This window comes from Frigoribacterium sp. ME-P-080, from assembly GCF_030209595.1.
Taxonomy (GTDB): domain Bacteria; phylum Actinomycetota; class Actinomycetes; order Actinomycetales; family Microbacteriaceae; genus Frigoribacterium.
Genome location: NZ_JARVRR010000003.1, coordinates 368,011 through 393,795 on the forward strand (window position 1 = coordinate 368,011; position 25,785 = coordinate 393,795).

A 25,785-nucleotide genomic window follows, 5' to 3' on the forward strand; every position below is an offset into this window, starting at 1 on the left:
TTTCCTTCTTGTGGGGTTCGAACCGATCGCGGTCGCGACCTGCTCTCCCGGTGGCCCGCGGCGCGGACTCCGGTGATCTGTAGACCTGGGGGGTGGGTGCCTGCTAGAGCTTCGTGACCTGGTCGAAGCTGAGCTCGACCGGCGTCTCGCGCTCGAACAGCGAGACCAGCACGGTGAGCTTGCCGCTCTCGGGCTTGATCTCGTTGATCGTACCGGGAAGTCCGGCGAACGACCCCTCTTTGATCGTGATCGTCTCGCCGATCTCGAAGTCGACCTCGGCGGGGATGACCCGCTGGGCCTGCTTGCCACCCTTGGCGCCGCCCTTGGCGGGCGCCGGGGTCGTGTCGACCTGGACGAGGCTCTTCAACATGTTGAAGGCCTCTTCGAAACGCAGCGGCGTCGGGTTGTGGGCGTTGCCCACGAAGCCCGTGACGCCGGGGGTGTGGCGGACGACGGACCAGCTGTCCTCGTTGAGGTCGAGACGCACGAGCACGTAGCCGGGGATGCGGACGCGGGTGACGAGCTTGCGCTGCCCGTTCTTGATCTCGACCACGTCCTCCATGGGGACCTCTACCTGGTAGATGTAGTCCTCCATGGTCATCGAGACCATGCGGTTCTCGATGTTCTGCTTCACGCGGCGCTCGAAGCCGGCGTACGAGTGGATGACGTACCACTTGCCGGGCTTGCCCCGCAGCTCGTAACGGAAGGCCTCGTAGGGGTCGACCTCGGCGGGCTCGTCGTCCTCGACCTCGGTGGCGGACACGTCGACGTCGACGTCGTCGTGCGCGATCTCCGCGTCGGCGTCCTGGACGGACTGCTCGGCCTCGGCGATGACGGCGTTCGCAGCGGGGGCGTCGCCCTGGTCGGCCGCCTGCTCGGCCTCGGAGTCGGCCTCGTCGTCGGTGGCCTCGACCGCGGCCTCGGCCTCGAACTCGTCGTCGACGTCGAGGGCGTCGTCGACGATCGCGTCGGCCTCGGGGTCGCGCGCCTCGGCCAGCGTGTCGAGCAGGCCGTCGAGGTCGCTCGTGTCGGTCGAACCGGAGTCGCCTTCGTCGACGACCGAGAGGGCCTCGGACTCGGCGGGCTCGACGGCGTCCTCGTCGGCGGCCAGCGTGCCGCCCTCTTGGGCCTCTTCGACCTCGGAGGACTGCTCGGCAGCGGTGGCGAGGTCGATGTCGTCGCGCTCGTTGTCAGGCAAGGGTTCTTCTTTCGATCGGGGTTGTCGGGTGCTCGTGCTCGGTGGCACGGGACCCGCTCACGTGGTGCTCGGGGAGTCGGCCGGTGGGTGCCGCGTCAGCTGCCGGTCGGGCCGTTGCCGAAGACGTAGCCGACGCCGGTGCCGAACACCAGGTCGAGCAGGGAGACGAGGGCCATCATGATGACCACGAAGACCAGGACGACGCCGGTGTAGCTCAGCAGCTCTTTGCGGGTCGGCGTGACGACCTTCTTGAGCTCGGCGATCACCTGGCGGATGAACAACGCGATGCGGGCGAAGGGGCTGCGGCGCGTCGCACCGTCGCTCTTCGCCTTCTCGACGACGTCTTCACTGGGGACGTCAACGTCTTTTCTCGCCACTGTTCCGACCTTCCGAGCTCGGCCCGTGGGCCTGTGTCCGTATCTGTGTGTGATCACCGTGTCATGAAGAACACAGCCGGGCTGCAGGGCGGACAGGACTCGAACCTGCAACCTGCGGTTTTGGAGACCGCTGCTCTACCAATTGAGCCACCGCCCTATGGGATCGACGCCCTTCAGATGACCTCTCGGTCGGACCCGGAGGCCCTGCCTCTCTCAGTCGGCTGTTGGTGAACCGGACTGCAGAGGCGCGCTGAAGCTTGGCGCATTCGATCGCCTCGTCAAGTGTAGGCGAAGCGGCGGGCGCGTGCAAAGCCGGGCGCCGCGGGGTCCGACGGACCCTCGGTGGGCGCACCCGTCCGGGCCGGTGACACCCCCGCTAGGCTGACCCGCGTGACCCCGACCGCGCGCCGTCTCTCGTCCCGTATCTCGTCGATCGCCGAATCGGCCACGCTGGCCGTCGACGCGAAGGCCAAGGCCCTGCTGGCACAGGGCCGACCGATCATCAGCTACGGCCCGGGCGAGCCCAACTTCCCCACGCCCGACCACATCGTCGACGCGGCCGTCGTCGCCGCCCGCGACCCGCGCAACCACCGTTACTCGGCCGCGGCCGGCCTGCTCGAACTGCGCGAGGCGATCGTCGAGAAGACCCTGCGCGACAGCGGCACCACGGTGTCGACGTCGCAGGTGATCGTCACGAACGGTGGCAAGCAGGCCGTCTACCAGGCCTTCCAGGCGCTGCTCGACGACGGCGACGAAGCCCTCCTGCCGGCGCCCTACTGGACGACCTACCCCGAGGCCATCGCCCTCGCCGGCGGAGTCACCGTCGAGGTCTTCGCCGGTGCCGACCAGGGCTACAAGGTCACGGTCGACCAGCTCGAGGCCGCCCGCACCGAGCGCACGAAGGTGTTGTTGTTCTGCTCGCCGTCGAACCCGACTGGCGCGGTCTACTCACCCGACGAGGTCGAGGCGATCGGTCGCTGGGCCCTCGAGGCCGGCGTCTGGGTGATCACCGACGAGATCTACCAGAACCTCACCTACGACGGGGTGACGGCCGTCTCGATCACCGAGGCCGTGCCCGAGTTGGCCGACCAGGCGATCCTGGTCAACGGCGTGGCCAAGACCTACGCGATGACCGGGTGGCGGGTCGGCTGGATGATCGGCCCGACCGATGTGGTCAAGGGTGCCGCGAACCTCCAGTCGCACCTCACCTCGAACGTCTCGAACGTGTCGCAGCGGGCGGCCCTCGCGGCCCTCACCGGGCCGCAGGACGAGGTCGAGGCCATGCGGGTCGCCTTCGACGCCCGACGCAGCACCATCGTCCGCGAGCTCAACCGGATCGACGGCGTCGTCACCCCCACCCCCGAGGGAGCCTTCTACGTCTACCCCGACGTGCAGGGCCTGCTCGGTCGCGAGTGGGGAGGCGTCACGCCCACCACGTCCCTCGAACTCGCCGACCTCATCCTCGAACAGGCCGACGTCGCCACCGTGCCCGGTGAGGCCTTCGGGCCCAGCGGGTACCTCCGGCTGTCCTACGCCCTCGGCGACGACGAGCTGCTCGAGGGCGTCCGCCGCCTCCAGCGCCTGTTCGCCTGAGGCCGCGACCCCCGTCCCGAGGCCGGGTCCACCGATCGGTGGACCCGGCCTCGACCGGTCGGGCCTGGTGCGCGGAGCCGCCACGGCGCACGCTGGAGCCATGACCCCCGAACCCGTCGTGCGAGTGCACGACCTCACCAAGACCTACGGCACCGCCACGGCTCTGCACGGCCTCTCGTTCGAGGTGGCCGCGGGCGAGACCCTCGGCCTGCTCGGCCCCAACGGCGCCGGCAAGTCGACCACCATCGAGATCCTCGAGGGCTACCGCGACCGGTCGGGCGGCGACGTGTCGGTGCTCGGCGCCGACCCGCAGCACGCCGGTCTCGACTGGAAGGCGCGCCTCGGCATCGTCCTGCAGACCTCCGGCGAACAGGGGACGGCCACGGTGCGCGAGCAGATCGCCCACTTCGCCGGCTTCTACCCGAACCCGCGCGACGTCGACGAGGTGATCGCCGCGGTCGGCCTCGAGGCGAAGGCCGGGGCACGCATCCGGTCGCTGTCCGGGGGGCAGCGACGACGGGTCGACGTCGCGCTCGGTGTGGTCGGCGGCCCCGAGCTGTTGTTCCTCGACGAACCGACCACGGGCTTCGACCCCGAGGCCCGCCGACAGTTCTGGCAGTTGATCCGGTCGCTGTCGGACGACGGGACGAGCATCGTCCTCACCACGCACTACCTCGACGAGGCGGCGCAGCTGAGCGACCGCGTCGCGGTGATCGCGCAGGGCCGGCTCGTCGCCCAGGGGCGACCCGACGAGCTCGGGGACGAGGAGGCGCGCACCCCTCGCGTGACCTGGCTCGACGAGCACGGACGGCACGACGTCCGCACCTCCGCACCGGGCGCCCTGGTCGCCGACCTGCACGCCCGCGGAGGCGAACCGCGCTCGCTCGAGGTGATCCGGCCGTCGCTGGAGGACGTGTACCTCGGGTTGGTCGCGACCGCCGAGCACGTCGCGGACGGAACACGGGGCGCGACCGACGCCGGGGACGCGCCGCGCGCCTCCTCGTCCGGGGTGACCTCGTGAGGACGCTCTCGCTCGGCCTGAGCCGCACCCGGTACGAGGTGCGGGGGTACTTCCGGGCCGGCGACACCGTCTTCTTCACGTTCTTGTTCCCGGTCGTGATGCTCGCGATCTTCTCCACGGCGTTCAGCGCCTCGGGCTCGTTCGGCACGCGGCCGGACGGTTCCGAGGTGGGGGCCGCCGCGTTCTACCTGCCGGGCATGATCGCGGCCGGCATCCTGCTCTCGGGCGTGCAGAACCTCGCCGTCGACATCGCCCTCGAGCGTGGCGACGGCACCCTCAAGCGACTTTCGGGGACGCCCCTGCCGGTCGGGTCGTACTTCGTCGGCAAGTTCGGCCAGGTGCTCGTCACGAGCCTGCTGCAGGTGGCGCTGCTCGTGCTGGTGGCCCGGGTGCTCTTCGGCGTGCCCTTGCCGACCGACGCCGGGTCGTGGCTGACGCTCGCCTGGGTCTACCTGCTCGGCATCGCGACGTCGGCGCTGGTCGGCATCGCCCTCTCGCGCGTGCCCCGCAGCGGGAAGAGCGCCACGGCCGTGATCGTCCCGATCACGCTCGTGCTGCAGTTCATCTCGGGGGTCTACCTGCCGTTCACCCAGCTGCCCGACTGGCTGCAGTCGGTGGCCTCGGTGTTCCCGTTGAAGTGGCTGGCGCAGGGCATGCGCAGCGTGTTCCTGCCCGACACGTTCTCGGCCGCCGAGGCCGGCGGATCGTGGGACCTGCCCGGCGTCGCCCTCTGGCTGGCGGTCTGGCTCGTCGCCGGCGCCGTCGCCTCGCTGCTGACCTTCCGGTGGATCAGGAAGGACACCTGACCCGTGGACGGCCACCGTCCTCCGCCCGATCGGCGACGACCACGACGGCCTCGCCGGCCCGCGGCTGCCACTAGCGTGATCGACATGGACGACACAGGCGACCGGGCGGAGGCCGCGGCCCCCGCCCGGTCGGGAACCGCCATCTCGATGCGCTGGTGGGACGCCGGCCTCGCGATCACGGTCGTGGTGATGGTCGTCCTGGCCACGACCTCGTCGAGCGGCCGGGTCACGGCCTCGTTCGTCGCCGTCGGGCTGCTGGTGCTCACGTGGTTCGCCCTCGCGCGGCCCGTGGTGCGTCGCGCCGTCGCGCTGCTGTCGCTCCCGACCGTGACGGCCGTCGCCGCGCTCGTGGTGGTGGGCGGCGTCACGGTGGCCGCCACCCCCGAACTCGCGGTCGTGCAGGCCTTCCTCATGCCGCTGATCTGGACGCTGCTCCCCGGCACCCGGTCCGCGATCGTCGCCAACGTCTGCTTGTGCGTCGCCATCTCGATCGGGTTCGTCGTCAGCCTGGGGTGGTCGGCCGAGGCCCTCGCGACGGCCGCCACCAGCGAAGGCCTCTCGCTCGTCTTCAGCATCGCGCTGGGGATGTGGATCACCACGATCGCCGGGGTCGGGGTCGAACGCGGCCGGCTGCTCGACGAGCTGCGCGAGGCCCAGGCCGAACTGGCCGCGCGGCACCGCGACGCGGGCACGAGCACCGAACGCGAGCGCCTGGCCCGGGAGATCCACGACACGATCGCCCAGAGCCTCACCGGAGTCGTCATGCTCGCGCAGCAGACCCGCGGAGCCCTCGCGGCCGGCGACCTGACGACGACCCGTGAACGGCTCGACGTGATCGAGGCCGCCGCCCGCGAGGCCCTCACCGAGGCGCGCACCCTCGTCGCGGCGACCGCGTCCACCGGACCGGCGGGCACCGACGTGGCGGCCGCCCTCCATCGCCTCGGCGAGCGCTTCGAGCGGGAGAGCGGAATCGGGATCACGGTCGACGCCGTCGAGGTCGACCTGCCCCGCGACCTGCAGGTCGTGCTGGTGCGGTGCACCCAGGAGGCGCTGGCCAACGTCCGCAAGCACAGTGCGTCGACGTCGGCGCGGGTCACGCTCACGGCGACGGACGGGACGGCCGTGCTCGTCGTGTCCGACGACGGCACCGGGTTCGACACGGCGGTCGCATCGACCGGGTTCGGCCTCGACGGCCTCCGCGAGCGGCTCGAGCTGTCGGGTGGCCGCCTCGACGTCTCGTCGGACCGCGACGGGACGGTCGTCACCGCGCAGGTCCCCCGCGCCGCGGTGGTGACCCCGTGACCGCGGGGCCCGCGCACGAGGGTGCGACGTCGACCGGGCTCGGAGCCTCGTCGGCGGGATCGCCCGTGCACCGCACCCTCGTGGCCGACGACCATCCGATCGTGCGGCAGGGCATCGCCGCCCTGCTCGCGACGACGGACGACTTCGTCGTGGTGGGGCAGGCGAGCGACGGCTCCGAGGCCGTCGCCTTGGCGGACTCGCTCGAGCCCGACCTGATCGTGATGGACCTCCGCATGCCCGGCCTCGACGGTGTCGAGGCGACCGAGGCCGTCCTGGCACGTCACCCGACGACCAAGGTCGTCGTGCTCACCACCTACGAGTCCGACGACAGCATCCTGCGGGCGATCGAGGTGGGGGCGAGCGGCTACCTGCTGAAGGCCTCGCCGGAGGACGAGCTCGTGGCGGGCCTCCGAGCCGTGGTCGCGGGACAGGTGGCCCTCGCCCCCGCGATGGCGGCCCGTCTCGTCGGCCGCGCACGCAGCGGCGCCGAGCCCGTGCCGCGCCCGACCCCGTTGAGTCCCCGCGAGACCGACGTGCTCGCCCTCGTGGCGGAGGGTTGCTCGAACCGCGAGATCGGACGCCGGCTGTTCGTCGGCGAGGCGACGGTCAAGACGCACCTGCTGCACGTCTTCGAGAAACTGGGCGTCAACGACCGGACGCGCGCCGTCACGCTGGCGCTCGAGCTCGGCCACCTGCCGCGCCGCTGAGGATCTCTACGCCGCGACGTCGGACGGGCACCGCCGCGTCGGGCGCGCGGGGCCGTGTCGGACGCACGTGGCCGCGCCGGACGCACGCGGCCGCGTCCCTACAGCGAGAGGCCGAGGAGGACGGGCTCGGGGTGCAGCAGCACGCCGAACTCGGACTGGACCCGCTGCTGGACGTAGCGCGCGAGCTCGGCGACCTCGTCGCCCGTGGCACCGCCACGGTTGGTCAGGGCCAGGGTGTGCTTGGACGAGACGGCGGCTCGCGAGCCCGGCAGGCGGAAACCCCTCGCGATGCCGGCGTGCTCGATCAGCCAGGCGGCGCTGAGCTTGACCTCGGCGGGCGCACGGGGCGCCGGGGCGGCCGGCTCCTCACCGAGTGGCACGACCTGGCGCTCGGGCTCGGGCCCGGTCGGCCACCGTGGCGCATCGGCCGGCAGGGTCGACGCGTCGGCCCGCGACACGATCGGGTTGGTGAAGAACGATCCGCTCGACGCCGTGTCGCGGTCGGCCGGATCGAGCACCATGCCCTTCGCGGCCCGCAGGGCGAGCACGCTGGAGCGCACGTCGGCGACCGAGACCCGGGCCCCGAGCTCGACGCCGAGGGCCTTCGCGAGCTGCGGGTACGCGACCTGCTCGCTCGCGCCTCCGTGGTCCGTGAGGGCGAACTCCACGGCCGTGACGACGCCCCGACGGCCCTGCTTGAAGACGCTCGTGCGGTACCCGAGGTCGAGGTTGGCCGCGGGGATGCGGACGAACTCGCCCGAGTCGTCGTCCAGGAAGTCGACGGCCACGAGCGTCGAGGCGACCTCCTGGCCGTAGGCACCGATGTTCTGGATCGGCGACGCGCCCGTCGAGCCGGGGATGCCGCTGAGCGCCTCGAGCCCCGACCAGCCCTGCTCGACCGTGGAGGCGACGAGGTCGTCCCAGGGCTCACCGGCGGCGACGCGGAGGTGGACGCGGTGGTCGTCGGAGTCGACGCGCTCGACACCCCGGGTGGCCACGTGGACGACCGTGCCGTCGAACGGCTCGTCGGAGGCGACCGTGTTCGACCCGCCGCCCAGGACGTACCAGGGGTCGTCACCGACCGACGCCTCACGGACCGCGGCCAGCAGCTCGTCGGTCGTCGTCGCCTCGACCAGGCGGGCGGGCTCGCCGCCCACCTGCATCGTCGTGAGCTCGGCGAAGGTCGTCACGCCAGCGTCACCACGACCTGGGCCTTGCCCAGCACGGTCTGGCCGCCGGCGGTCACGGTCAGGTCGATGCGCGCCGTGCCGGCCTCGGCGTCGAGCTTGCCCACCTTCGCGACGACGGCGATCTCGGCCCCGGCGGTGGGGTCGACCACGACGGGACGCGTGAAGCGCACCTGGTAGTCCGACACCCGACCGAGCACGCCGGCGTCGTCGCCCGCCCCCTCGAGCCATTCGACGACCGGCTGGACGGCGGTGCCCATCGTGAGCATGCCGTGGGCCAGGACACCGGGGAGACCGACCGCGGCCGCCACGTCGTCGCGGTAGTGGATGGGGTTGAAGTCGCCCGAGGCGCCGGCGTAGCGCACCAACGAGTCGCGTGTCAGGGGGTAGGTCTTCTCGGCGACGACCTGGCCGACCTCGAGGGCGCTCACGCGGCGGCCTCGTCGTCGGCGCGGACGACGAGCGTCGACACGGCGGTGACCACGTGCCGCCCGTCGACGTCGCGCATGTCGGAGGACGCCGTGACCATGGCGTTGCCGCCCAGCGTCTTGACGCTCGTCACGGTCAGGGTGGCCGTGAGCTCGTCCCCCGCGACGATCGGACGCGAGAGCGAGAAGCGCTGCTCGCCGTGGACGACGCGGGAGAAGTCGATGCCCGCGTCGGGTTCGGCGAGCAACTGGGCGAGGGTGGCCTCTTGGACGACGACGGCGAAGGTCGGCGGGGCGACGAGGTCGCCGTGCCCGGCCGCGTGGGCCGCCTCGAGGTCGAACGAGAGCGGGCTCGTCGAGCCGGTCGCGCGGGCGAACTCGCGCACCTTCTCGCGGCCCACGAGGTAGGGCGGGGCCGGCGGGAAGACCCGCCCTTGCAGATCAGGGTTCACGGACACGCGGTCGAGTCTAACCAGCGGGGTACGTCGCCCGGCCCGGTGTCGGGGGCACGGCGTACGTTCACGTCATGAGCGACGCGAACATCGACCCCGACATCACCCCCGTCGACCCGGCAGCGGCCGAGTCCGACGAGACGACGACCACCGACACGACGACCACCGACGAGACCGACCAGGCCGCCACGGCCCGGGAGGAGAACGCGGCCCCCGCACACGGCGAGACGCTCGGCGGCGCCCGCCCCGACGGCGGCAGCACGGCGTCGAAGGACCCCGACGACTGGGTCACCGGCGACGAGCCCATCACCGGCCCGCAGAAGAGCTACCTCGACACCCTCGCCCGCGAGGCCGGCGAAGAGCTACCCGCCGACATGACGAAGGCCGAGGCGAGCGAGCACATCGACCGCCTCCAGCAGAAGACCGGCCGCGGGGCCTGACCCCTCGTCGTCCCCCGGGGCCCGGGCCGATCCGCGAAAGACGGCCCGGTGCCCCTTCCGATCCACCCGTGGCAGTCGTACACTCCAGTCACGTCTGGGATGGTAACTCGACGTGGGCACCCTCCTCTGGCGCGTGCCGGTACTGATCCACCTGCACCTCGAGCGCCGAGGGTGCGACGGGGTGCATCCGAGTCCTCCCCCGACTCGGGTGCACCTCTTCACGTCGCCCACCGCATCGTGTCCCGCCGTCCGGGGCCGACCGACTCGGGGCCGTGCGGCTCCGTCCGTCTAGGGTGAACGGATGATCTCCCCCGAGCCCCCGGTCTCCACCGCCGGCTCCGGTCGCCGCGACGGCCCCGCCTCGTGGACCGCCGCACTGCTGGGTTCGACGCACCCGGGGCCGACGGTGGTGGTGACCGTCCTCGCCGTCGTGCTGGGCGCCTCCTCGGGGTTGCCCCTCGGCCGACTCGTGCTGCTCGCCCTCGCGGTGCTGCTCGGACAGGCCTCGATCGGGTTCGCCAACGACTGGCTCGACGCCGGGCGCGACCGCGCCGTCGGCCGGACCGACAAGCCGGTGGCCCAGGGCCTCGTGAGCGTGTCGGCCGTCCGCCGTGCCGCGGTGGTCTGCGGCGTGCTGATGCTCGTGCCGTCCTACGCGCTCGGGCCCGCAGCCGGCACGGCCCACCTCGTGCTCGTGGCCTCGGGGTGGGCGTACGACCTCGGGCTCAAGCGGACCCCGGTCTCGGTGGTGCCCTTCGTCGTGAGCTTCGGCCTGCTGCCGGCCGTCGCCACCCTCGCGGCGGCACCACCGTCGCCTCCCGCCGCCTGGGCCGTGGCGGTCGGAGCCGTCTTCGGCATCGCGATCCACTTCACGAACGTCCTGCCCGACCTCGAGAACGACGCGCGCACCGGCATCGTCGGGCTCCCCCACCGCCTCGGGCGGACCGTCTCGGGAGTCGTCGCGTTCGCGGCGCTGGCCATCGCGGCCGTCCTGCTGCTCTCGGGCCGACTGGGCGGCGACTCGTCGGCTCCGGGCCTCGTCGCTGCCGCCGTCGGCACCGCCGTGACCCTCGGCATCGCCGTCGTCGGAGTGCGCCTCGTGCTCGCGGGACGCGTCGACCGGACCCTCTTCCGGTTGATCATGGTGGCGGCCGTGCTGCTCGTGGTGCAGCTCGCCCTCAGCGGCGGCACCGTCGTCGCCTGAGCACGCGGGTCGGCGGAGGGGAGCCGAGACGGCGCGGCCGCGGGGGCCGACCGCTCAGGCCCAGCGCATGGCGTAGACCGACGCGAGCAGGTGCCTGCTCGGAGCCCTCAGCACGGCTCCGAGCGCCAGGTCCCGGGCCCGAGCCGCTCCCCCGCCGACGGGCCGACCGAGGGCGGTGTTCCACTCGGCCTGCCGGGCGGCGCGCAGGGCGGCGCGGGCACGGTCGGCGTCGAAACGACCGAACGTCGTCGGATCGAGCACCCGGCCACCCCTCCGCTTCACCGCCGCGGCGATGACGGCCTCGAGCGCGTGCCCGTCGAGCCAGCCGAGGTTCATGCCCTGGCCGCCGATGGGACTGATCTCGTGGGCGGCGTCGCCGATCAGCGTGACCCGGCCGACGACCGTCCGGACGGCCAGCCGGCGCCGGACGCCGAACCCGCTCGTCATGGTCGAGGTCGTCGGGTCGACGGGCGACCCGGTGCGGTCCGACACGAGCCGCGCGACGTCGTCCGGTGCGACCGACGCGGTCGCTGCGTGAGCCGACCCGACGTGCACCACGAACCGTCGTCGACCCGCGGGCAACGGGAACGACTCGACCACCCCGGAGCGCTCGAGATGGATCACGGCGTCGGGGCCGTGGCCGGTGGCGTCGGCGAAGTCGCCCATCACGTAGCGGTCGGGCAGGTCCCGGGCCCTGGTGTCGACGCCCAGCGCGGCGCGGACGGCGCTGCGCGTGCCGTCGGCCCCGACGACGAAGCGGGCGGCGACGACCACCGGCCCCTCGTCGTCGACCCCCTCGACGACCACGTCCTCGTCGCGTTGTGCGAGCCCGACGAACCGCACGCCCCGACGGAGCGCGTCGTCCCGCCGCGCGGCCAACCCCGTCCGCAGCACCGCCTCGGTGCGGTCCTGCGGCACCGCCGCGACGAACGGCCACCGCGACGACGCCCGGTCGAACGGCACCACGCCGACCGTCCGCTCGCCGCTCCGGGCGATCCCCCGCCGGATGCGGACGGCGTCGGCGAGCAGGTCGTCCGCGAGGCCGAGCCGGTCGAAGAGGTCGATCGAGGGCGGATGCACGCCGAGGGCGCGCGAGTGCGCCGGATCGTCGACCCGCGCCTCCCAGACGACGGCGTCGAGGCCGCGATCCGCCAGGGCGGCGGCGAGCATCACCCCGACGGGCCCCCCACCGACGATCAGGACGTCATGCGTCCGCACGGCCGGCACCCCCGGGGGCGTCGACGCCGATCTGGCGGACGAGCAGCAGGCGGAAGGGCCACTGCCGGACGACGCGCCACCCCGGCGGAGCCACGTCGACCAGCTCGTCGGCGGTGAAGCTGCGGCGGATCGACAGGAGCCCGTCGACGTGGACGAACGAGCGGGTCCGCCACGGCCAGGTCGCGGCCCGGTAGGCGAGGTACGCCCCGCGGGCCCGCTCGATGTCGGCGTGCAGCACGAGACGGGACGCCAGGCGGGCGCTGTCGTCCAGCACGGCCGCCCGGGCCTCGTCGTCGAGGTGGTGCAGGACGTGGTTCGACACGACCACGTCGAAGGTCTCGCCCGCCGCCACGAGGTCGGCGCTCGAGGCCCGCCGGAACTCGACGCCGGGCGGGACGGGGCGGGACGCCGCGAAGGCGTGGGCCCGTTCGTCGGGATCGACGGCCACGACCTCGAGGGCGAGCCCGTCGCGACGGGCCCAGCCGGCCAGGGCGCGCGCGAGGTCGCCACCGCCGGACCCGAGGTCGAGCAGCCGGGTCGTCACGTCCGCCGACAACAGCGGGCGCAGGCGGCGGAGGTACGCCCGGCGCCACCCCGCCACGAGACCGTTCACGACCGGAAAGGCCCGGTAGGTGGCGTTCAGCAGGCCGAGGTCGCAGCCCGGGTCGTCCATCAGCTCGACGAGTCCGACGCCTCGTCGCGACAGGTCCGGCCACCAGGGCGGCCGCACCGCGACCGACGGAGCCGAGGAGGTGCGGGTCGCGCTCACGAGACCGCGCGACGCGTCATCAGCGCGGTCTCGACGGTCAGCCCGGGGCCGAAGGCCATGGCACCCACGCGCTGCGACGGGGCGGGGGGCCCGGCCAGGAGGTCGGCGAGGATGAACAGGACGGTCGCGCTCGACATGTTGCCGTAGTCGCGCAGGACGTCGCGTGAGGGCGCAAGGTGGGCGTCGGTGAGCCCGAGCTGCTGTTGCACGCGGTCGAGGATGCTGCGCCCGCCCGGATGGACGGCCCACAGGTCGACGTCGCCGACGCCGACGCCGCCGGCCTCGAAGAGCGGTGCCAGGGCCGAGTCGATGTGCAGCTCGATGATCTGCGGGACGTAGCTGCTCAGCACCATGTCGAAGCCCAGGTCGCCGATCGTCCACGCCATGTCGGTCTCGCCGACCGGCGTGAGCACCGTCTCGAGGACGTCGAGGTCGAGCACGACGGAGCCCGACGGCGCCGGGCGGGCGGTCACCACGGCGGCGGCCGCCCCGTCGGCGAACACGGACGAGGCGACGATCGAGTCGGGGTCGTCGGAGCTCCGCAGGTGCAGCGTGCAGAGCTCGGCGCAGACGACGAGCACGACCGCCTCCGGATCGGCGAGGCAGAAGTCGCGTGCGGCGGCGAGGGCGGGGAAGGCCCCGTAGCAGCCCATGAAGCCCAGGTGGTGGCGACGGGTCGACGGCGACAACCCGAGGCCCCGGACGAGCAGGTAGTCGGGCCCGGGGGCGAAGAAGCCGGTGCACGACACGCTGATCACGTGCGTGACGTCGTCGGGCCCGAGGTCGGGCGCCGCCGCGAGCGCGGCACGAGCGGCGTCGAGGAACAGCTCGGGCGACCGGTCCGTGTAGACCTGGTTGCGTGCGCCCGTGCCGGGTCGGAGGATCTCGTTCGACGCGGCGTCGTAGAACGTCGGCTCGCCCTCGCGCGGTCGCCGGTCGAGCTCGTCGACGACGGTGTGCCGGGTCTCGATGGCCGAGGCACCGAACGCGGCGCCGACGATGCGCTGACCGAGGCGGCCGAGGCCGGCCTGGGTCGCGAAGATCTCTCGGACGTCGTCCTGTCGGATGATGGTCGGGGGCACCGCGGTGCCGATGCTGCGGATGCTCACGGCCATGCTTCATCGTATGCCCGACGCCCGGGCACGGCGCACCGGTCGCGTCTCGGTGCACGGAGACGACTCGGCGGGTGACCACCGAGGGTACGGACGACGAAGGCCCGAACTCGTGAGAGATCCGGGCCTGCGGTAGCGAGGGCGGGACTTGAACCCGCGACACCACGATTATGAGCCGTGTGCTCTAACCAACTGAGCTACCCCGCCGCAGGCTGCAGGCCCTGCCGGCATCACACCGGGACGGGACCGAGACAGCCAGAGCCCCGAGTCAGGATTGAACTGACGACCCCTTCCTTACCATGGAAGTGCTCTACCACTGAGCTATCGGGGCGTGACCACCAGGCGAGCGACCGGGGCCGCTGCCGATTGGCACCAGACAAGGGTAGCAGAGCGAACGGGCTGCTGACGCCACGTGCCGACCCGGCCCGCCGCGGGCCCCGCGGGGCAGGATCGACGGGTGCACAGCCTCGAACTCCTGCTCGACCCGGCCTCCGACGGAGCCGTCCGTGACGAATGGCGCGTGCTGTCCGCGGCGGGCCTCCCGTCGCAGGGCGACCACGTCGGGACGTCGAACGCGCCGCACGTCACCCTGGTGGCACGACCCGACCTCGACCCAGCTGCCGACCCGCGCCTCCTGCCCCTCTCGGAGGCATTGCCGATGCCCGCCGAGCTCGGCGGGCTGCTGCTCTTCGGATCGCCCCCGCGCGGGCTCGTGCTCGTGCGACCCGTGGTCGTGACGGGAGAACTGCTGGACCTCCACGCCCGGGTGCACGAGAGCCTCGGAGGCGCGGGGGACGTCCCGCACACCACGCCCGGTCGGTGGACCCCCCACGTCACCCTCGCGTCACGCCTGACGCCCGACCAGGTGGCCCGGGCCCTCGACGCCCTCTCCGAGGCCGGCGTCCCGTCGACCCGGCCGGTCGTGCTGTCCCGGCTGCGGCGCTGGGACCCGGGAGCGCGGACGATCGTCCCGCTGGGTCCCGTCGCCGCGGACGGGGAGGCAGATGAGAGGGACGGCGCAGGGCGCTGACCCCGGACGTCAGGCGAGCGGACGCGAGACCGCCTCGAGGGACGCCAGGTCGCCCTCGGTCAACTCGACCCGGGCGGCGTCGAGCAGGCCCTCGAGCTGGCGGGGGGTCCGGGCACTGCCGAGTGCGCCGATGACGTTGTCGCGGGAGGCGAGCCACGCGACGGCGACGGCGCCCGGCTCGACGTCGAGACGCTCGGCGATCTCGACGACGACCTCGAGGGTGCCCTGGTTCTGCGGCGTGACGTAGCTGAGGGCCCGGCTGCCCCGGGGAGAGTCGCCGCGGCCGGCCTCGTGACGGTACTTGCCCGTCAGGAACCCGCTCGCCAGGGACGAGTGCGGCAACACGGCGAGGTCGTAGTGGTCCACGATGGCGGCGACGTCGTGCTCGTACTCGCCCCGTCGCACCAGGTTGTACGCGACCTGGACCAACCGGAACGGGTGGAGTCCGTCGCGGTCAGCGATCGCGAGGGCCTGCCGGAGGCGCGCACCGGTGTAGTTGGACGCCCCGGCGCAGAGGATCTTGCCCTCGTCGACGAGCTCGCTGAGCGCGCCCACGGTCTCGTCCAGCGGTGTCTCGTCGTCGTCGAAGTGCGTGAAGTAGAAGTCGACGTGGTCGGTGCGCAGACGGCGCAGCGACGCCTCGACCGCCGCACGGATGCTGACGCGCGACAGGCCGGGGGCGTCGGGGTGCTGCCCGCACTTGGTGCTGAGCACCACCCGGTCGCGGTTGCCCGGTCGGGCGAGCCACCGGCCGATGATGGCCTCGGACTCGCCCCCGGAGTTGCCCGGCAGCCACGCCGAGTAGACGTCGGCCGTGTCGACGACGCGGCCGCCGTCGTCGGCGAAGAGGTCGAGCACCTCGAGGGCGGTGGGGGCGCCGACCGTCCAGCCGAAGACGTTGGTTCCGAGCGCGAGCGGGAACGGCCGGGTGCCGGCGGGCAGGTCGGCCGTCACGAGATCGGTCGCAGGGTTCAGGATCGTGCCAATCGTGTCGCGGGTGTTCGTCCCGGAGGTCCCCCTCCGGGCTGTCCTGACCACGACCGTAGCCGATGCCGCGTCGAGGGCCTGCCGTATCGTGGCCTCATGTCCACACGAGATCCGGCCGAGACCGACACGCTGACCCCGACCGCCCCCCTCGAGGGCACCGCGACGACCGCCGACCAGGGCCACGAGTGGTGGCGCACCGCCGTCATCTACCAGGTCTACCCGCGGTCGTTCGCCGACGGCGACGGCGACGGCGTCGGCGACCTCCCCGGCATCACGTCGCGCCTCGACGCCCTCGGCGAGCTCGGCGTCGACGCCGTCTGGCTGTCGCCCTTCTACACCTCGCCCCAGCGCGACGCGGGCTACGACGTGGCCGACTACCGCGACGTCGACCCGCTGTTCGGCACCTTGGACGACTTCGACGCCCTCCGCACCCGGGCCACCGAGCTGGGCCTGCGGGTCATCGTCGACGTCGTGCCGAACCACACCTCGAGCGACCACGCGTGGTTCCGCGAGGCCCTCGCCTCGCCGGCCGGATCGGCCGCCCGCGGTCGCTACCTGTTCCGTGACGGCCGCGGCCCCGACGGCGACCTGCCGCCGAACAACTGGCAGTCGGTCTTCGGCGGCCCGGCGTGGTCCCGCGTGACCGAGGCCGACGGCCGACCGGGCCAGTGGTACCTGCACCTGTTCGACTCGTCGCAACCCGACCTCGACTGGACGAACCGCCGCGTGCGCGACGAGTTCGTCGACGTGCTGCGCTTCTGGCTCGACCGCGGCGTCGACGGGTTCCGGGTCGACGTCGCACACGGCATGGTGAAGGCCGAGGGCCTGCCCGACTACACGCCCCCCGCCGAGTCCGGCAGCATGGGCGGTGGCCAGGGCGAGTCCGCTCCCCCGCCCTACTGGGGCCAGGAGGGCGTCCACGAGATCTACCGTGAGTGGCACACCGTCCTCGCCGAGTACCCGGGCGACCGGGTGCTCGTCGCCGAGGCCTGGGTCGAACCGCTCTCGCGTCTGGCCGACTGGGTGCGACCCGACGAGATGCACCAGGCGTTCAACTTCGCCTACCTCGAGACCGGGTGGTCCGCCCCGGCCGTCCGCGAGGTCGTCGACGCGTCCCTCCAGACCTTCTCGAGCGTCGGAGCCCCCAGCACCTGGGTCATGAGCAACCACGACGTCGTCCGGCACGCCAGTCGGCTCGCCCTGACGGCCGAGAACCCGCAGGGGTACGGCATCGGGCCGAAGAGCGAGGGGCTGCCCGTCCCCGAGCTCGGGTTGGCCAGGGCGCGAGCCGCGTCGGCGCTCATGTTGGCCCTCCCCGGCAGCGCGTACCTTTACCAGGGCGAAGAACTCGGCCTGCCCGAGGCCATCGACCTGCCCGACGACTCCCGGCAGGACCCCACGTGGTTCCGCACGGACGGGGAGCGCTACGGCCGGGACGGCTGCCGTGTGCCGTTGCCGTGGTCCGCGACCGAGCCGGCCTTCGGGTTCAACGCGACGGGCGCCTCCTGGTTGCCCCAACCCGCGGACTGGTCGACGTACGCCCGGGACGAGCAGCGGGGCGTCGCCGGGTCGACGCTCGAGCTCTACACGCGGGCGCTGCGCCTCCGTGCGGAGCACGAACTGGGTGCGGGAACGCTGACCTGGCTCGAGGGCTTCGGGCCCGAGGTGGTCGCGTTCCGCAGCCAGGGGGTCACCGTCGTGGCCAACATGGGCGACGTCCCCGTCGAGCTCCCCGTGGGCGAGGTCCTGCTGGCCACCATGGTCGTCGACGGGCCGGCCCTGCCGCCGAACGCGACGGTCTGGCTCACGACCGCGTCGTAGGCGCGGCGACGACGGAAGAGCCCCACCTGGTGACAGGTGGGGCTCTTCTCGTGCGTGCCGCGCGGACGCGGGACCACGCCTCAGTTCGTGTTGGCCTGGAGCCAGGGATACGGGTCGACGGGCACGCCGCCGATCACGATCTCGAAGTGCAGGTGCGCCCCGGTGCTGTTGCCCGTGCTGCCGACCTTGCCGATGATGGTGCCGACCGTGACGGTGTCGCCCTCGCGGACCTCGACCGAACCGGTCTGCATGTGCGCGTAGACGCTGGTGACCTTCTGGCCGTTGACGACGTGGTCGATCCAGACGTTGTTGCCCAGGGCACCGGAGGGGCCGTCGACCTTGCTGACGACGCCGTCGGCTATCGCCTGGATCGGCGAGCCGGCACCGGGGACGAAGTCGAGGCCCTGGTGGAACGTCGAGCAGAAGCCGCAGTTGGCGACCTGCCGGGCGCCGAAGCCGCTGCTGATCGGCACGCCCGTCTGGAACGGCCACTGGACCGTGCCGTCGACGTCGTTGGAGAACGTGCTGGCGCTCGTCGAGGCGTACTCGGAGACGGCCTTCATCTCGGTGACCGAGTAACCGTCGCGCGAGACGCCGGCCGTGCCGTCGGCCGAGGGTGCGGTCGCCGTGTAGCTCTGGGAGTCGGCGGCCTTCTTGGCGGCCGTCTGCGTGGGGGTGTCGACGAAGAAGGCGTTGGCGGGTACCGAGGTAGCCACGAGCATGGACGCGGCGAAGAGCATGGCTCCGACGACCGTGACGCGCTTGGTGGTGCGTCGGAAGGTCGCCCCGGCGGTGCGGGGCGCGCGGACGGGCGCCTCGAGGCGAGCCGCGGGGCGCTGTGCGCGAGCCTTCGCTGTGCGTCCGGCAGCTGCGGGACGGGTGCCGGAGTCCGCACCGAGACGAGCGGCTCGTCGCGGCGAGACGTGCTCGGTCGCCGCGGACGGGCCAGTCGCGGGCCGGGCCTCGGCGGCGGGCTCGGCGACCACGCGGGCCGCAGTGCTCGTAGCGGCGGCAGCCGTCGTGGTGGCGGAGGTCGTGGTGGCGGCGGAGGCCGTCGCGGTCACGGGCCGGGCCGCGCGGCGTTCGGCCTCACGCGCTTCGCGACGGGTGAGGTAGACGGGGGCGTCGGCCACGACGGGGACGGTCGGAGCGACACTCGGCGAACCGGTGCCCGTGAGGTCGTCGGTGGCGCGACGCGACGGGGTTCCGTCGCCGTCGGGCTCGGCGATCTGCTGGTACTTCGTCACGTGTGATGGGTCCTCGGGGTGATCGGGATCGGACGGTGGGTGCACCGTCGTCTTCACGGCCGCCACTGGTGATCATGGCGCGAGCTGCGCAGGACCTTCAGAAGGAGCCCTGGCGGAGTGCGTCACGCGATGATCACGGATCAATAACGACCTCTCCAGGGTAGCCGGTCGATGAACGAATGGCTACCCGCATTCGGGTGTCGATGTCGATATGTATCGTTGACCTACGATATGACAACTCGAACGCTGCATGTTCATATCTCGCAGCGAGGATGCTCAGGTCAGATCCCTGCCTCGACGACCAGGGCGGCGAGGTCCTGGGCGATGGCAGGGGCCGCGACGAAGGTCAGCGACTCGCTGGGCGCCTGCCCGAGCTCCCCGCGGACGACGGCGCCTGCTTCGGCGGCCACGAGCGCGCCCGCCGCGTGGTCCCACGGTTTGAGTCCTCGCTCGACATAGGCGTCGACCCGTCCTGCGGCGACGGCGCAGAGGTCGAGCGAGGCCGCCCCCAGGCGCCTCAGGTCGCGAACGCGCCCCACCACCCGGACCAGCGCCTCCGCGTGCTCGACCCGACGTGCGGCGTCGTACGAGAACCCGGTGGCCAGCAGGGACGACTCGAGGGAAGCCGGAGCGTTCACCTCGAGGCGACGACCGTCCAGCCACGCGCCGCCGCCGACCGACGCGGTGAAGGCCTCGCCCGACGTCGGGTTGACGACCGCCGCGGCGAGGGTGCGCCAGGTGAGCGGGTCGGGACCGCCCTCGACGACGGCGATGCTCACGGCCCACTGCGGGATGCCGTAGAGGAAGTTGACGGTCCCGTCGATGGGGTCCACGACCCAGGTGAGACCGGTGGTGGAGTCGTCGGGTTCGCCCTCTTCTCCGAAGAAGCCGTCCCCGGGTCGCAGCTCGGCCAGACGGCCTCGGACGTACGTCTCGACCTCTCGGTCGGTGTGCGTCACGACGTCGACGGCGCTGCTCTTGGTGTCGGCGACCACGACCCCCTCGGAGCGGCGGAGGGCCGCGAGCTCGGCGGCCTCACCCGCGACGGCGACGGCGATCTCGAGCAGCTCGGCGGGGGTCGGGGTGACGGACACGGGTCCTCCTGTGGGGGTGGGTGGCCCGGTAACGCAAGAACGGACTCGACGAGCGAGTCCGTTCTTGAGGGGCAACCGTGGCAAGTGAGGGATTCGAACCCCCGAAGGCTACGCCGGCTGATTTACAGTCAGATCCCTTTGGCCGCTTGGGTAACTTGCCATGCACGCCCAGCCCGTGTGATCACCGACCGGAGGCGCCAGACAAATATACAGCCTCGGGAGCCCCCTCACGACCACTCGCCCTCAGGGCCGCGCCGCGCGGGCCGCGGGCCCGCGATGGACCGCGTGGACAGGTGGACTACTGGACGGCGGAGGTGAGGCGGGCGACGTTGTCGAGGACCTTCGAGCGGAAGGGCCGCACGAGCCAGTCGTCGAGGAACAGTTCGCTGCTCGAGGCGCGGTAGGTCTGCTCGACCTCGCGCAGCCGTTCGACGAACTCGCGTCCTCGCACCATGACCGAGATCTCGAGGTTGAGGCTGAACGACCGCATGTCCATGTTGCTGGAGCCGATGACCGCGACCTCGTCGTCGATCGAGAAGTGCTTGGCGTGCAGGACGGTCGGCGAGCGGTACAGGAAGATGCGGACCCCCGACCGCAGCAGTGCCTCGTAGTAGGAACGCTGCGCGTGGTAGACCACCGGCTGGTCGCCAATCTCGCTGACGAAGAGCTGCACCTCGAGCCCGCGCTGGGCCGCGGTCGTCACGGCGTAGAGCATCGACTCGTCGGGCACGAAGTAGGGGCTGGTGATGATGATGCGCTCCTGCGCGCTGTAGAGCAGCGAGTTGAACAACCGCAGGTTGTTCTCGCCGTCGAAGCCCGGCCCGCTCGGCACCACCTGACAGTCGATCGTCTCGAGCCGGTCGGCCGTGTGCACGGGGTCGGTCTCGCGGAGCAGCAACTCGTCGGTCTCGCTGTACCAGTCGGTGACGAACAGCGCGTTGATGCCGGCGACGATGGGGCCCTCGAAGCGGACCATGAAGTCCTTCCACTCGAGGCCGCGGCGCTTGTTCTTGCGTTTCTGGTAGCTCTTGTCGACCATGTTCTGCGAGCCCGTGAAGGCCACCCGGCCGTCGATGACGAGGAGCTTGCGGTGGTTGCGCAGATCGGGCCGCTGGTACTTGCCCCGCAGCGGCAGCACGGGCAGCATGAGCTGCCACTCCACGCCCATCGCGTCCAACCGGCGTCGGGCCTTGCGGTACCCCGGGTACCCGCGGCTGGCGATGTGGTCCATGAGCAGACGGACCGTGACGCCCCGTCGACGGGCCTTCTCGAGGGCCAGGAAGAACGGCTCGGTCGTGCGGTCGAGGCTCGTGATGTAGAACTCGGCGTGGACGTAGCGGTGGGCCCCGTCGACGGCCTCGACCATCGCGGCCATGGATTCGTCGTAGTCGGTGTGCATCTCACCGGTGTTGCCGCCGACGAGCGGCATCGCACCGAGCGTGCGGTTGAGTTCGACCACCGAGTCGAGCCAGGCCGGCCACGGGTGGTCGCGCTTGACGCGCTCCATGCCCTCGGTCGTCTCGATGATGTACTTGTTGATCTCGGTCTGCTTCTCACGACGACGCGCGGGCAGCTTGGTGCTGCCGATCAACAAGAAGAGGACGAACCCGACGTACGGGATCAGGAAGATCGCGAGCAACCACGCGGTGGCCGTCTGGGGCCGCCTGTTGATCGGGACGTAGACGATCGCGAACACCCGGATGGCGATGTCGAGCACGATGCCGAGAACGGCGATCGTCGGCGCCACCCAGGCGGGTTCGACCATGGACGGGACCTCGGAGTCGTGAGCCGCGGGTGACTAGCGGAAGTTGACGAACTGCAGGTCGACGTCGAGGTCGGCCTTCTTCAACAGCGCCATGGTCGCCTGCAGATCGTCACGGCTCTTGGACTGCACGCGCAGTTCGTCGCCCTGGATCTGGCTCTTCACGCTCTTCGGGCCCTCGTCGCGGATGATCTTGCCGATCTTCTTCGCCGCGTCCTGCTCGATGCCCTGCTTGAGGGACGCCTCGATGCGGTACTCCTTGCCGCTGGCGAAGGGCTCGCCGACGTCGAGGTGCTTGAGGCTGATGCTGCGCTTGATGAACTTCGACTCGAGCACGTCGAGCACGGCCTTGACGCGTTCTTCGGTGGCGGCCTTGAGCAGCAGCTTCTCGCCGCTCCAGTCGACCGAGGCACCGACACCCTTGAAGTCGTAGCGCTGCTCGATCTCTTTCTGCGCCTGGTGGAGGGCGTTGTCGGCCTCCATCTTGTCGACCTTGCTGACCACGTCGAAGGAACTGTCTGCCATGGGGACCACCATACCGACGACCGGCGAGGTCGGTGACGACCGCGCGCCTCCTCGGTTCCGCCGTCGAGGGGAGCCGAGGAGGCGCGCTACGGGCGACCGAGGACGTCAGGCGGGCGTCGACTCCGTCTCGACGGCGCGCGAGACGCGCACCATCTCGTCACGCTCCACGACCTTGACCCGGGCACGCTCGTGCTCGTGGGCCCCGCCGAGGGCGATCTCGTGCCCGTCGAGACGGTGCCAGCCCTCGAGGTCGGTGTACTCGACGCCGCGCTGCTCGAGCAGGGCCGGGATGGCCTCGTCGGACGGGTCGACCGGCTGCCACCAGCTGGCCTGGTCGTTGATGAGGTGCTTGACGGTCTCCATCGCGTCGCTCTTGGTGTGCCCGATGAGGCCGACGGGGCCGCGCTTGATCCAGCCGGTGGCGTAGACGCCGGGGACGATCTGGTTGTCGTCGTCCATCACCTGGCCCTCGTGGTTCGGGATCACGCCACGACGCTCGTCGAACGGGATGCCGTCGAGCGGGGAGCCGAAGTAGCCGACCGCGCGGTAGATGGCCTGGATCGGCACGTCGCGGAGCTCGCCCGTGCCCTCGACGCCGCCCTGCCCGTCGGGCCGGGTGCGCTCGTACCGGAAGGCCGCGACGCGACCGTCGGCGTCGCCGACGACCTCGACGGGCTTGGCGTAGAAGTGCAGGTGCAGGCGACGCGACGCCGTCCCGACCTCGCGCTGGCGCCACTGGTTCAGCACCTTGTCGATGACGAACACCTGCTTGTTGGTGGCGATGGCCGTCTTGGACGCCTCGTCGTGGTCGAAGTCCTCGTCGTAGACGATCATGTCGACGTCACGCACCTCGCCCAGCTCGCGCAGCTCGAGCGGCGTGAACTTGACCTGCGCCGGGCCCCGGCGTCCGAAGACGTGCACGTCGGTGATCGAGGACTGCTTGAGGCCCGCGTAGACGTTGTCGGGGATCTCGGTGGGCAGCAGGTCGTCGGCGTGCTTGGCCAGGATGCGGGACACGTCGAGGGCGACGTTGCCGACGCCGACGACGGCGACCGACGTCGCGTCGAGCGGCCAGGTGCGGGGGAAGTCGGGGTGACCGTCGAACCAGCTGACGAAGTCGGCCGCGCCGTAGCTGCCCTCGAGGTCGATGCCGGGGATGTCGAGGTCGGCGTCCTTGATGGCACCGGTCGAGAAGATGACGGCGTTGTAGTGCTTGCGCAGGTCGTCGAGCCCGATGTCGACGCCGTAGCGGACGTTGCCGAAGACCCTGATGTCGCCGCTGTCGAGCACGTCGCGCAGCGCGTTGACGATGCCCTTGATGCGGGGGTGGTCGGGGGCGACGCCGTAGCGCACGAGACCGTAGGGGGCCGGCAGCTGCTCGAAGAGGTCGATCGAGACGTCGAAGGCCTTCTCGGCCTTCGCGAGGATGTCGGCGGCGTAGATGCCGGCCGGTCCGGCGCCGACGATGGCCAGTCGCAAGGTGGTCACGGGTTCTCCCTAGATCTGGGGTGGCTCGGCGGGGCCGGCCGGTTGGACGATGGTGCTCGAGGACGAGGCGGACGAGGAGGCGCGGCGCCGGTCAGGCGGACCGCTCGACCACGCGATCGGCGAAGCGGGTGAGCGCCTTCTTCACGGGCCCGTCGGGCAGCGGGGACAGGGCGTCGAGGGCCTCGCGGGCCCACCGGTGAGCCTCGACCCGGGTGCGTTCGGTGACCTCGTGCTGACGGACGCGTCGGACCAGGTCGGCGAACTCGTCGTCGAGGTGGGCCGTCGCGTCGGCGAGCGACGCCGACGTGCCGCCCTCGAGGTTCGGTTCACCGCTCGACCCGTGGGCCGCGGCACGCGTGGCGTCGACGATGCGGTCGATCTCGGACAACAGCGACGACGCCTCGAGGTCGGCCTGCGCCACCTGCCGCAGGTACAGCACCGGGAGCGTGACGACGCCGGCCCGCAGGTCGGTGCCGGCCTTCTTGCCGGTCTCCGCGGGCTGGTCGGACAGGTCGATGACGTCGTCGATCAGCTGGAAGGCGATGCCGATCTTCTCACCGAACTCGGCGACGGGGGCGAGGTACTCACGCGGTGCCCCGCTGAACATGACGCCGGCGCGAGCGGCGGTCGAGATGAGCGACCCCGTCTTGTCGGCGAGCACGTCGATGTAGTGGGCGATCGGGTCGTCGCCTTCTCGTGGGCCGACCGTCTCGTGGAGCTGACCGAGGCAGAGCCGTTCGAAGGTCTCGGCCTGGAGCAGGATGGCCTCTTGGCCGAGCCCCGACACGATGGTGCTGGCCCGGGCGAACAGCAGGTCGCCGGCGAGGATCGCGACGTTGTTGCCCCACACCGTCTGGGCACTGGGGACGCCGCGACGCATCTGCGCCTCGTCCATGACGTCGTCGTGGTAGAGCGAGGCGAGGTGGGTGATCTCGGTGGCCTGCGCCGAGGCGACGATCCCGGGGGTCGCGCCGTCGCCCAGCTGGGCGATGAGCAGCGTCAGCGTCGGCCGGACGCGCTTGCCGCCGGCCGCGAGGAGGTAGCGCGTCGTGGCGTCGGCGATGTCGTCGGCGAAGGCGATCTCGCGCAGCAACCCCTCTTCGACGAGCTCGAGCCCGTCGTCGACCGCGGCCACGAAACGACGCTCGGTCGGCGTGGCGAACAGCTTCTCGCCGAGGCCGAGCGAACGACCCAGCGAGTTGCGCTGCGCAGGAGGGGCGCCGGCGTTCACGACGTGGCCCGCTTCGACCGCGAGGAGGAGCGCGCGGCGCCCGACGCCGGCTTGCGACCCCGGTGCAGGGCGACGATGCCGAAGCTGAGGTCGCGGTGGGCGACGCGGGTGAACCCGGCGCCGCGGATCCACTGGCTGAGGACCTGCTGCTCCGGCCACTGCTCGATGGACTCGGCCAGGTACGAGTAGGCCGGGCCGTTGCTGCTGGTGACCTTGGCGACGAGGGGCATGCCGTACTTGAGGTAGGCCCGGTAGGCGGCGCGCAGGAGACCGAACGGCGGAGTGGAGAACTCGCAGACGACGAGGCGGCCACCGGGCTTGAGCACGCGGTTCATCTCGGCCAGCGCGACCTTGGGCCGGTTCACGTTGCGCAGCCCGAACGAGATGGTGACGGCGTCGAACGTGTCGTCGTCGAAGGGCAGCGACTCGGCGTTGCCCTCGACGAACTCGAGCTCGGGGTGGCGTTCGCGGCCGACCTCGACCATGCCCTTCGAGAAGTCGAGGGCGACGACCTCGGCACCCCGCTGCGCTATGGCCGCCGAGCTGGTGCCCGTGCCGGCTGCGATGTCGAGGACCTTGTCGGCCGGACCGGCACCGATCGCCTTCACGGTGGCGATGCGCCACAGGACGGCGTTGCCCGCCGAGAGCACGTCGTTCGTGCGGTCGTAATGGCGCGCGACGCCGTCGAACATCGAGGCGACCTCGTCGGGTTGCTTGTTCATGTCGGCCTTGGTCACGATGGTGGATCCTACCGTCAAGCACTGGGGGTGTCCCGAGTAGGGTCGA

The 25,785-nt window shown here is 71.8% G+C and carries 24 protein-coding genes, 4 tRNA genes and 1 pseudogene; 9 read left to right on the plus strand and 20 right to left on the minus strand.

What is annotated here, in order from left to right:
• Window positions 1-103 precede the first annotated feature (103 nt).
• The 3 genes from nusG to QRN23_RS06865 all read right to left on the minus strand — a co-directional run bounded on the left by nusG (window position 104) and on the right by QRN23_RS06865 (window position 1,732).
• Window positions 104-1,198, minus strand: coding sequence for a transcription termination/antitermination protein NusG (gene nusG / locus QRN23_RS06855; protein ID WP_285063005.1), 1,095 nt, complete (start codon window positions 1,196-1,198; stop codon window positions 104-106).
• 95 nt (window positions 1,199-1,293) lie between these two features.
• On the minus strand, window positions 1,294-1,575 hold the full coding sequence (secE, locus tag QRN23_RS06860) for a preprotein translocase subunit SecE (RefSeq protein WP_043592949.1): 282 nt from the start codon (window positions 1,573-1,575) through the stop codon (window positions 1,294-1,296).
• 84 nt (window positions 1,576-1,659) lie between these two features.
• Window positions 1,660-1,732, minus strand: a tRNA-Trp gene (locus tag QRN23_RS06865).
• A gap of 233 nt (window positions 1,733-1,965) precedes the next feature.
• Between QRN23_RS06865 and QRN23_RS06870 the strand changes: the two genes are divergently transcribed.
• From QRN23_RS06870 to QRN23_RS06890, 5 genes are all read left to right on the plus strand, one after another.
• Window positions 1,966-3,168, plus strand: a complete 1,203-nt coding sequence (locus tag QRN23_RS06870; protein ID WP_446718862.1) for a pyridoxal phosphate-dependent aminotransferase — start codon at window positions 1,966-1,968, stop codon at window positions 3,166-3,168.
• A 100-nt stretch (window positions 3,169-3,268) separates the two neighbouring features.
• Window positions 3,269-4,189 (plus strand): ABC transporter ATP-binding protein, encoded by a 921-nt coding sequence (locus QRN23_RS06875; protein ID WP_285063006.1) that lies wholly within the window; start codon window positions 3,269-3,271, stop codon window positions 4,187-4,189.
• On the plus strand, window positions 4,186-4,995 hold the full coding sequence (locus tag QRN23_RS06880) for an ABC transporter permease (protein ID WP_056046543.1): 810 nt from the start codon (window positions 4,186-4,188) through the stop codon (window positions 4,993-4,995). Before QRN23_RS06875 ends, QRN23_RS06880 begins: the two co-directional genes overlap by 4 nt.
• 84 nt (window positions 4,996-5,079) lie before the next feature.
• A complete protein-coding gene (locus tag QRN23_RS06885; RefSeq protein ID WP_192124591.1) occupies window positions 5,080-6,297 on the plus strand; it encodes a sensor histidine kinase in 1,218 nt (405 codons plus the stop codon).
• Between the two features lie 65 nt (window positions 6,298-6,362).
• Window positions 6,363-7,004: a response regulator gene (locus QRN23_RS06890; protein ID WP_159826098.1), complete on the plus strand. Its 642-nt coding sequence runs from the start codon at window positions 6,363-6,365 to the stop codon at window positions 7,002-7,004.
• Between the two features lie 98 nt (window positions 7,005-7,102).
• Here the strand turns inward: QRN23_RS06890 and QRN23_RS06895 are convergent, their stop codons facing one another.
• The 3 genes from QRN23_RS06895 to QRN23_RS06905 are packed head-to-tail and all read right to left on the minus strand — an operon-like array spanning window position 7,103 to window position 9,077.
• Window positions 7,103-8,194 carry a UDP-N-acetylmuramate dehydrogenase gene (locus QRN23_RS06895; protein WP_255350790.1) on the minus strand — a complete coding sequence of 364 codons (1,092 nt, stop codon included), beginning with the start codon at window positions 8,192-8,194 and terminating at the stop codon, window positions 7,103-7,105.
• The gene (locus tag QRN23_RS06900; protein ID WP_056046546.1) at window positions 8,191-8,622 is read right to left on the minus strand and encodes a MaoC family dehydratase; all 432 of its coding nucleotides are present in this window, start codon (window positions 8,620-8,622) and stop codon (window positions 8,191-8,193) included. Before QRN23_RS06900 ends, QRN23_RS06895 begins: the two co-directional genes overlap by 4 nt.
• Window positions 8,619-9,077, minus strand: a complete 459-nt coding sequence (locus QRN23_RS06905; RefSeq protein ID WP_056046547.1) for an FAS1-like dehydratase domain-containing protein — start codon at window positions 9,075-9,077, stop codon at window positions 8,619-8,621. The genes QRN23_RS06900 and QRN23_RS06905 overlap by 4 nt, the downstream gene beginning before the upstream one ends.
• A 215-nt stretch (window positions 9,078-9,292) precedes the next feature.
• Between QRN23_RS06905 and QRN23_RS06910 the strand changes: the two are divergent.
• A pseudogene (locus QRN23_RS06910) lies at window positions 9,293-9,511 on the plus strand (DUF3072 domain-containing protein); the annotation flags it as partial.
• A gap of 301 nt (window positions 9,512-9,812) precedes the next feature.
• On the plus strand, window positions 9,813-10,715 hold the full coding sequence (locus QRN23_RS06915; RefSeq protein WP_285063008.1) for a UbiA family prenyltransferase: 903 nt from the start codon (window positions 9,813-9,815) through the stop codon (window positions 10,713-10,715).
• 54 nt (window positions 10,716-10,769) lie between these two features.
• On the opposite strand, the gene QRN23_RS06920 is transcribed toward QRN23_RS06915, so the two are convergent.
• The 5 genes from QRN23_RS06920 to QRN23_RS06940 form a co-directional block, all read right to left on the minus strand.
• The gene (locus tag QRN23_RS06920; protein WP_192124586.1) at window positions 10,770-11,933 is read right to left on the minus strand and encodes an FAD-dependent oxidoreductase; all 1,164 of its coding nucleotides are present in this window, start codon (window positions 11,931-11,933) and stop codon (window positions 10,770-10,772) included.
• Window positions 11,920-12,702, minus strand: coding sequence for a class I SAM-dependent methyltransferase (locus QRN23_RS06925; RefSeq protein WP_285063009.1), 783 nt, complete (start codon window positions 12,700-12,702; stop codon window positions 11,920-11,922). The genes QRN23_RS06920 and QRN23_RS06925 overlap by 14 nt, the downstream gene beginning before the upstream one ends.
• Window positions 12,699-13,817, minus strand: a complete 1,119-nt coding sequence (locus QRN23_RS06930) for a type III polyketide synthase (protein WP_159826088.1) — start codon at window positions 13,815-13,817, stop codon at window positions 12,699-12,701. Before QRN23_RS06930 ends, QRN23_RS06925 begins: the two co-directional genes overlap by 4 nt.
• A 130-nt stretch (window positions 13,818-13,947) precedes the next feature.
• Window positions 13,948-14,021, minus strand: a tRNA-Met gene (locus tag QRN23_RS06935).
• A 52-nt stretch (window positions 14,022-14,073) separates the two neighbouring features.
• Window positions 14,074-14,145: transfer RNA gene (locus QRN23_RS06940), tRNA-Thr, on the minus strand.
• A 126-nt stretch (window positions 14,146-14,271) separates the two neighbouring features.
• Between QRN23_RS06940 and QRN23_RS06945 the strand changes: the two genes are divergently transcribed.
• Window positions 14,272-14,844: a 2'-5' RNA ligase family protein gene (locus QRN23_RS06945; RefSeq protein ID WP_285063011.1), complete on the plus strand. Its 573-nt coding sequence runs from the start codon at window positions 14,272-14,274 to the stop codon at window positions 14,842-14,844.
• 9 nt (window positions 14,845-14,853) lie between these two features.
• Here the strand turns inward: QRN23_RS06945 and QRN23_RS06950 are convergent, their stop codons facing one another.
• Window positions 14,854-15,798, minus strand: a complete 945-nt coding sequence (locus QRN23_RS06950; RefSeq protein WP_285063013.1) for an aldo/keto reductase — start codon at window positions 15,796-15,798, stop codon at window positions 14,854-14,856.
• 129 nt (window positions 15,799-15,927) lie between these two features.
• On the opposite strand from QRN23_RS06950, the gene QRN23_RS06955 reads away from it, so the two are divergent.
• Entirely contained in the window at window positions 15,928-17,652 is a 1,725-nt protein-coding gene (locus QRN23_RS06955) for a glycoside hydrolase family 13 protein (RefSeq protein ID WP_285063014.1), read from the plus strand.
• Window positions 17,653-17,732: 80 nt separating this feature from the next.
• On the opposite strand, the gene QRN23_RS06960 is transcribed toward QRN23_RS06955, so the two are convergent.
• The 8 genes from QRN23_RS06960 to ubiE form a co-directional block, all read right to left on the minus strand.
• Window positions 17,733-18,899: a M23 family metallopeptidase gene (locus QRN23_RS06960; protein WP_173151351.1), complete on the minus strand. Its 1,167-nt coding sequence runs from the start codon at window positions 18,897-18,899 to the stop codon at window positions 17,733-17,735.
• 281 nt (window positions 18,900-19,180) lie between these two features.
• Window positions 19,181-19,993: an inositol monophosphatase family protein gene (locus QRN23_RS06965; RefSeq protein WP_285063016.1), complete on the minus strand. Its 813-nt coding sequence runs from the start codon at window positions 19,991-19,993 to the stop codon at window positions 19,181-19,183.
• Between the two features lie 78 nt (window positions 19,994-20,071).
• Window positions 20,072-20,153 (minus strand) — tRNA-Tyr (locus QRN23_RS06970).
• Window positions 20,154-20,291: 138 nt separating this feature from the next.
• Window positions 20,292-21,758 (minus strand): cardiolipin synthase, encoded by a 1,467-nt coding sequence (gene cls / locus QRN23_RS06975; RefSeq protein ID WP_285063017.1) that lies wholly within the window; start codon window positions 21,756-21,758, stop codon window positions 20,292-20,294.
• 33 nt (window positions 21,759-21,791) lie between these two features.
• Window positions 21,792-22,280 (minus strand): YajQ family cyclic di-GMP-binding protein, encoded by a 489-nt coding sequence (locus QRN23_RS06980; RefSeq protein ID WP_056047782.1) that lies wholly within the window; start codon window positions 22,278-22,280, stop codon window positions 21,792-21,794.
• Between the two features lie 105 nt (window positions 22,281-22,385).
• Window positions 22,386-23,768 (minus strand): FAD-dependent oxidoreductase, encoded by a 1,383-nt coding sequence (locus QRN23_RS06985; RefSeq protein ID WP_123570526.1) that lies wholly within the window; start codon window positions 23,766-23,768, stop codon window positions 22,386-22,388.
• A gap of 91 nt (window positions 23,769-23,859) precedes the next feature.
• Window positions 23,860-24,999 (minus strand): polyprenyl synthetase family protein, encoded by a 1,140-nt coding sequence (locus tag QRN23_RS06990; RefSeq protein WP_285063018.1) that lies wholly within the window; start codon window positions 24,997-24,999, stop codon window positions 23,860-23,862.
• Window positions 24,996-25,736, minus strand: a complete 741-nt coding sequence (gene ubiE / locus QRN23_RS06995; protein WP_233568365.1) for a bifunctional demethylmenaquinone methyltransferase/2-methoxy-6-polyprenyl-1,4-benzoquinol methylase UbiE — start codon at window positions 25,734-25,736, stop codon at window positions 24,996-24,998. The genes QRN23_RS06990 and ubiE overlap by 4 nt, the downstream gene beginning before the upstream one ends.
• Window positions 25,737-25,785: the final 49 nt, after the last annotated feature.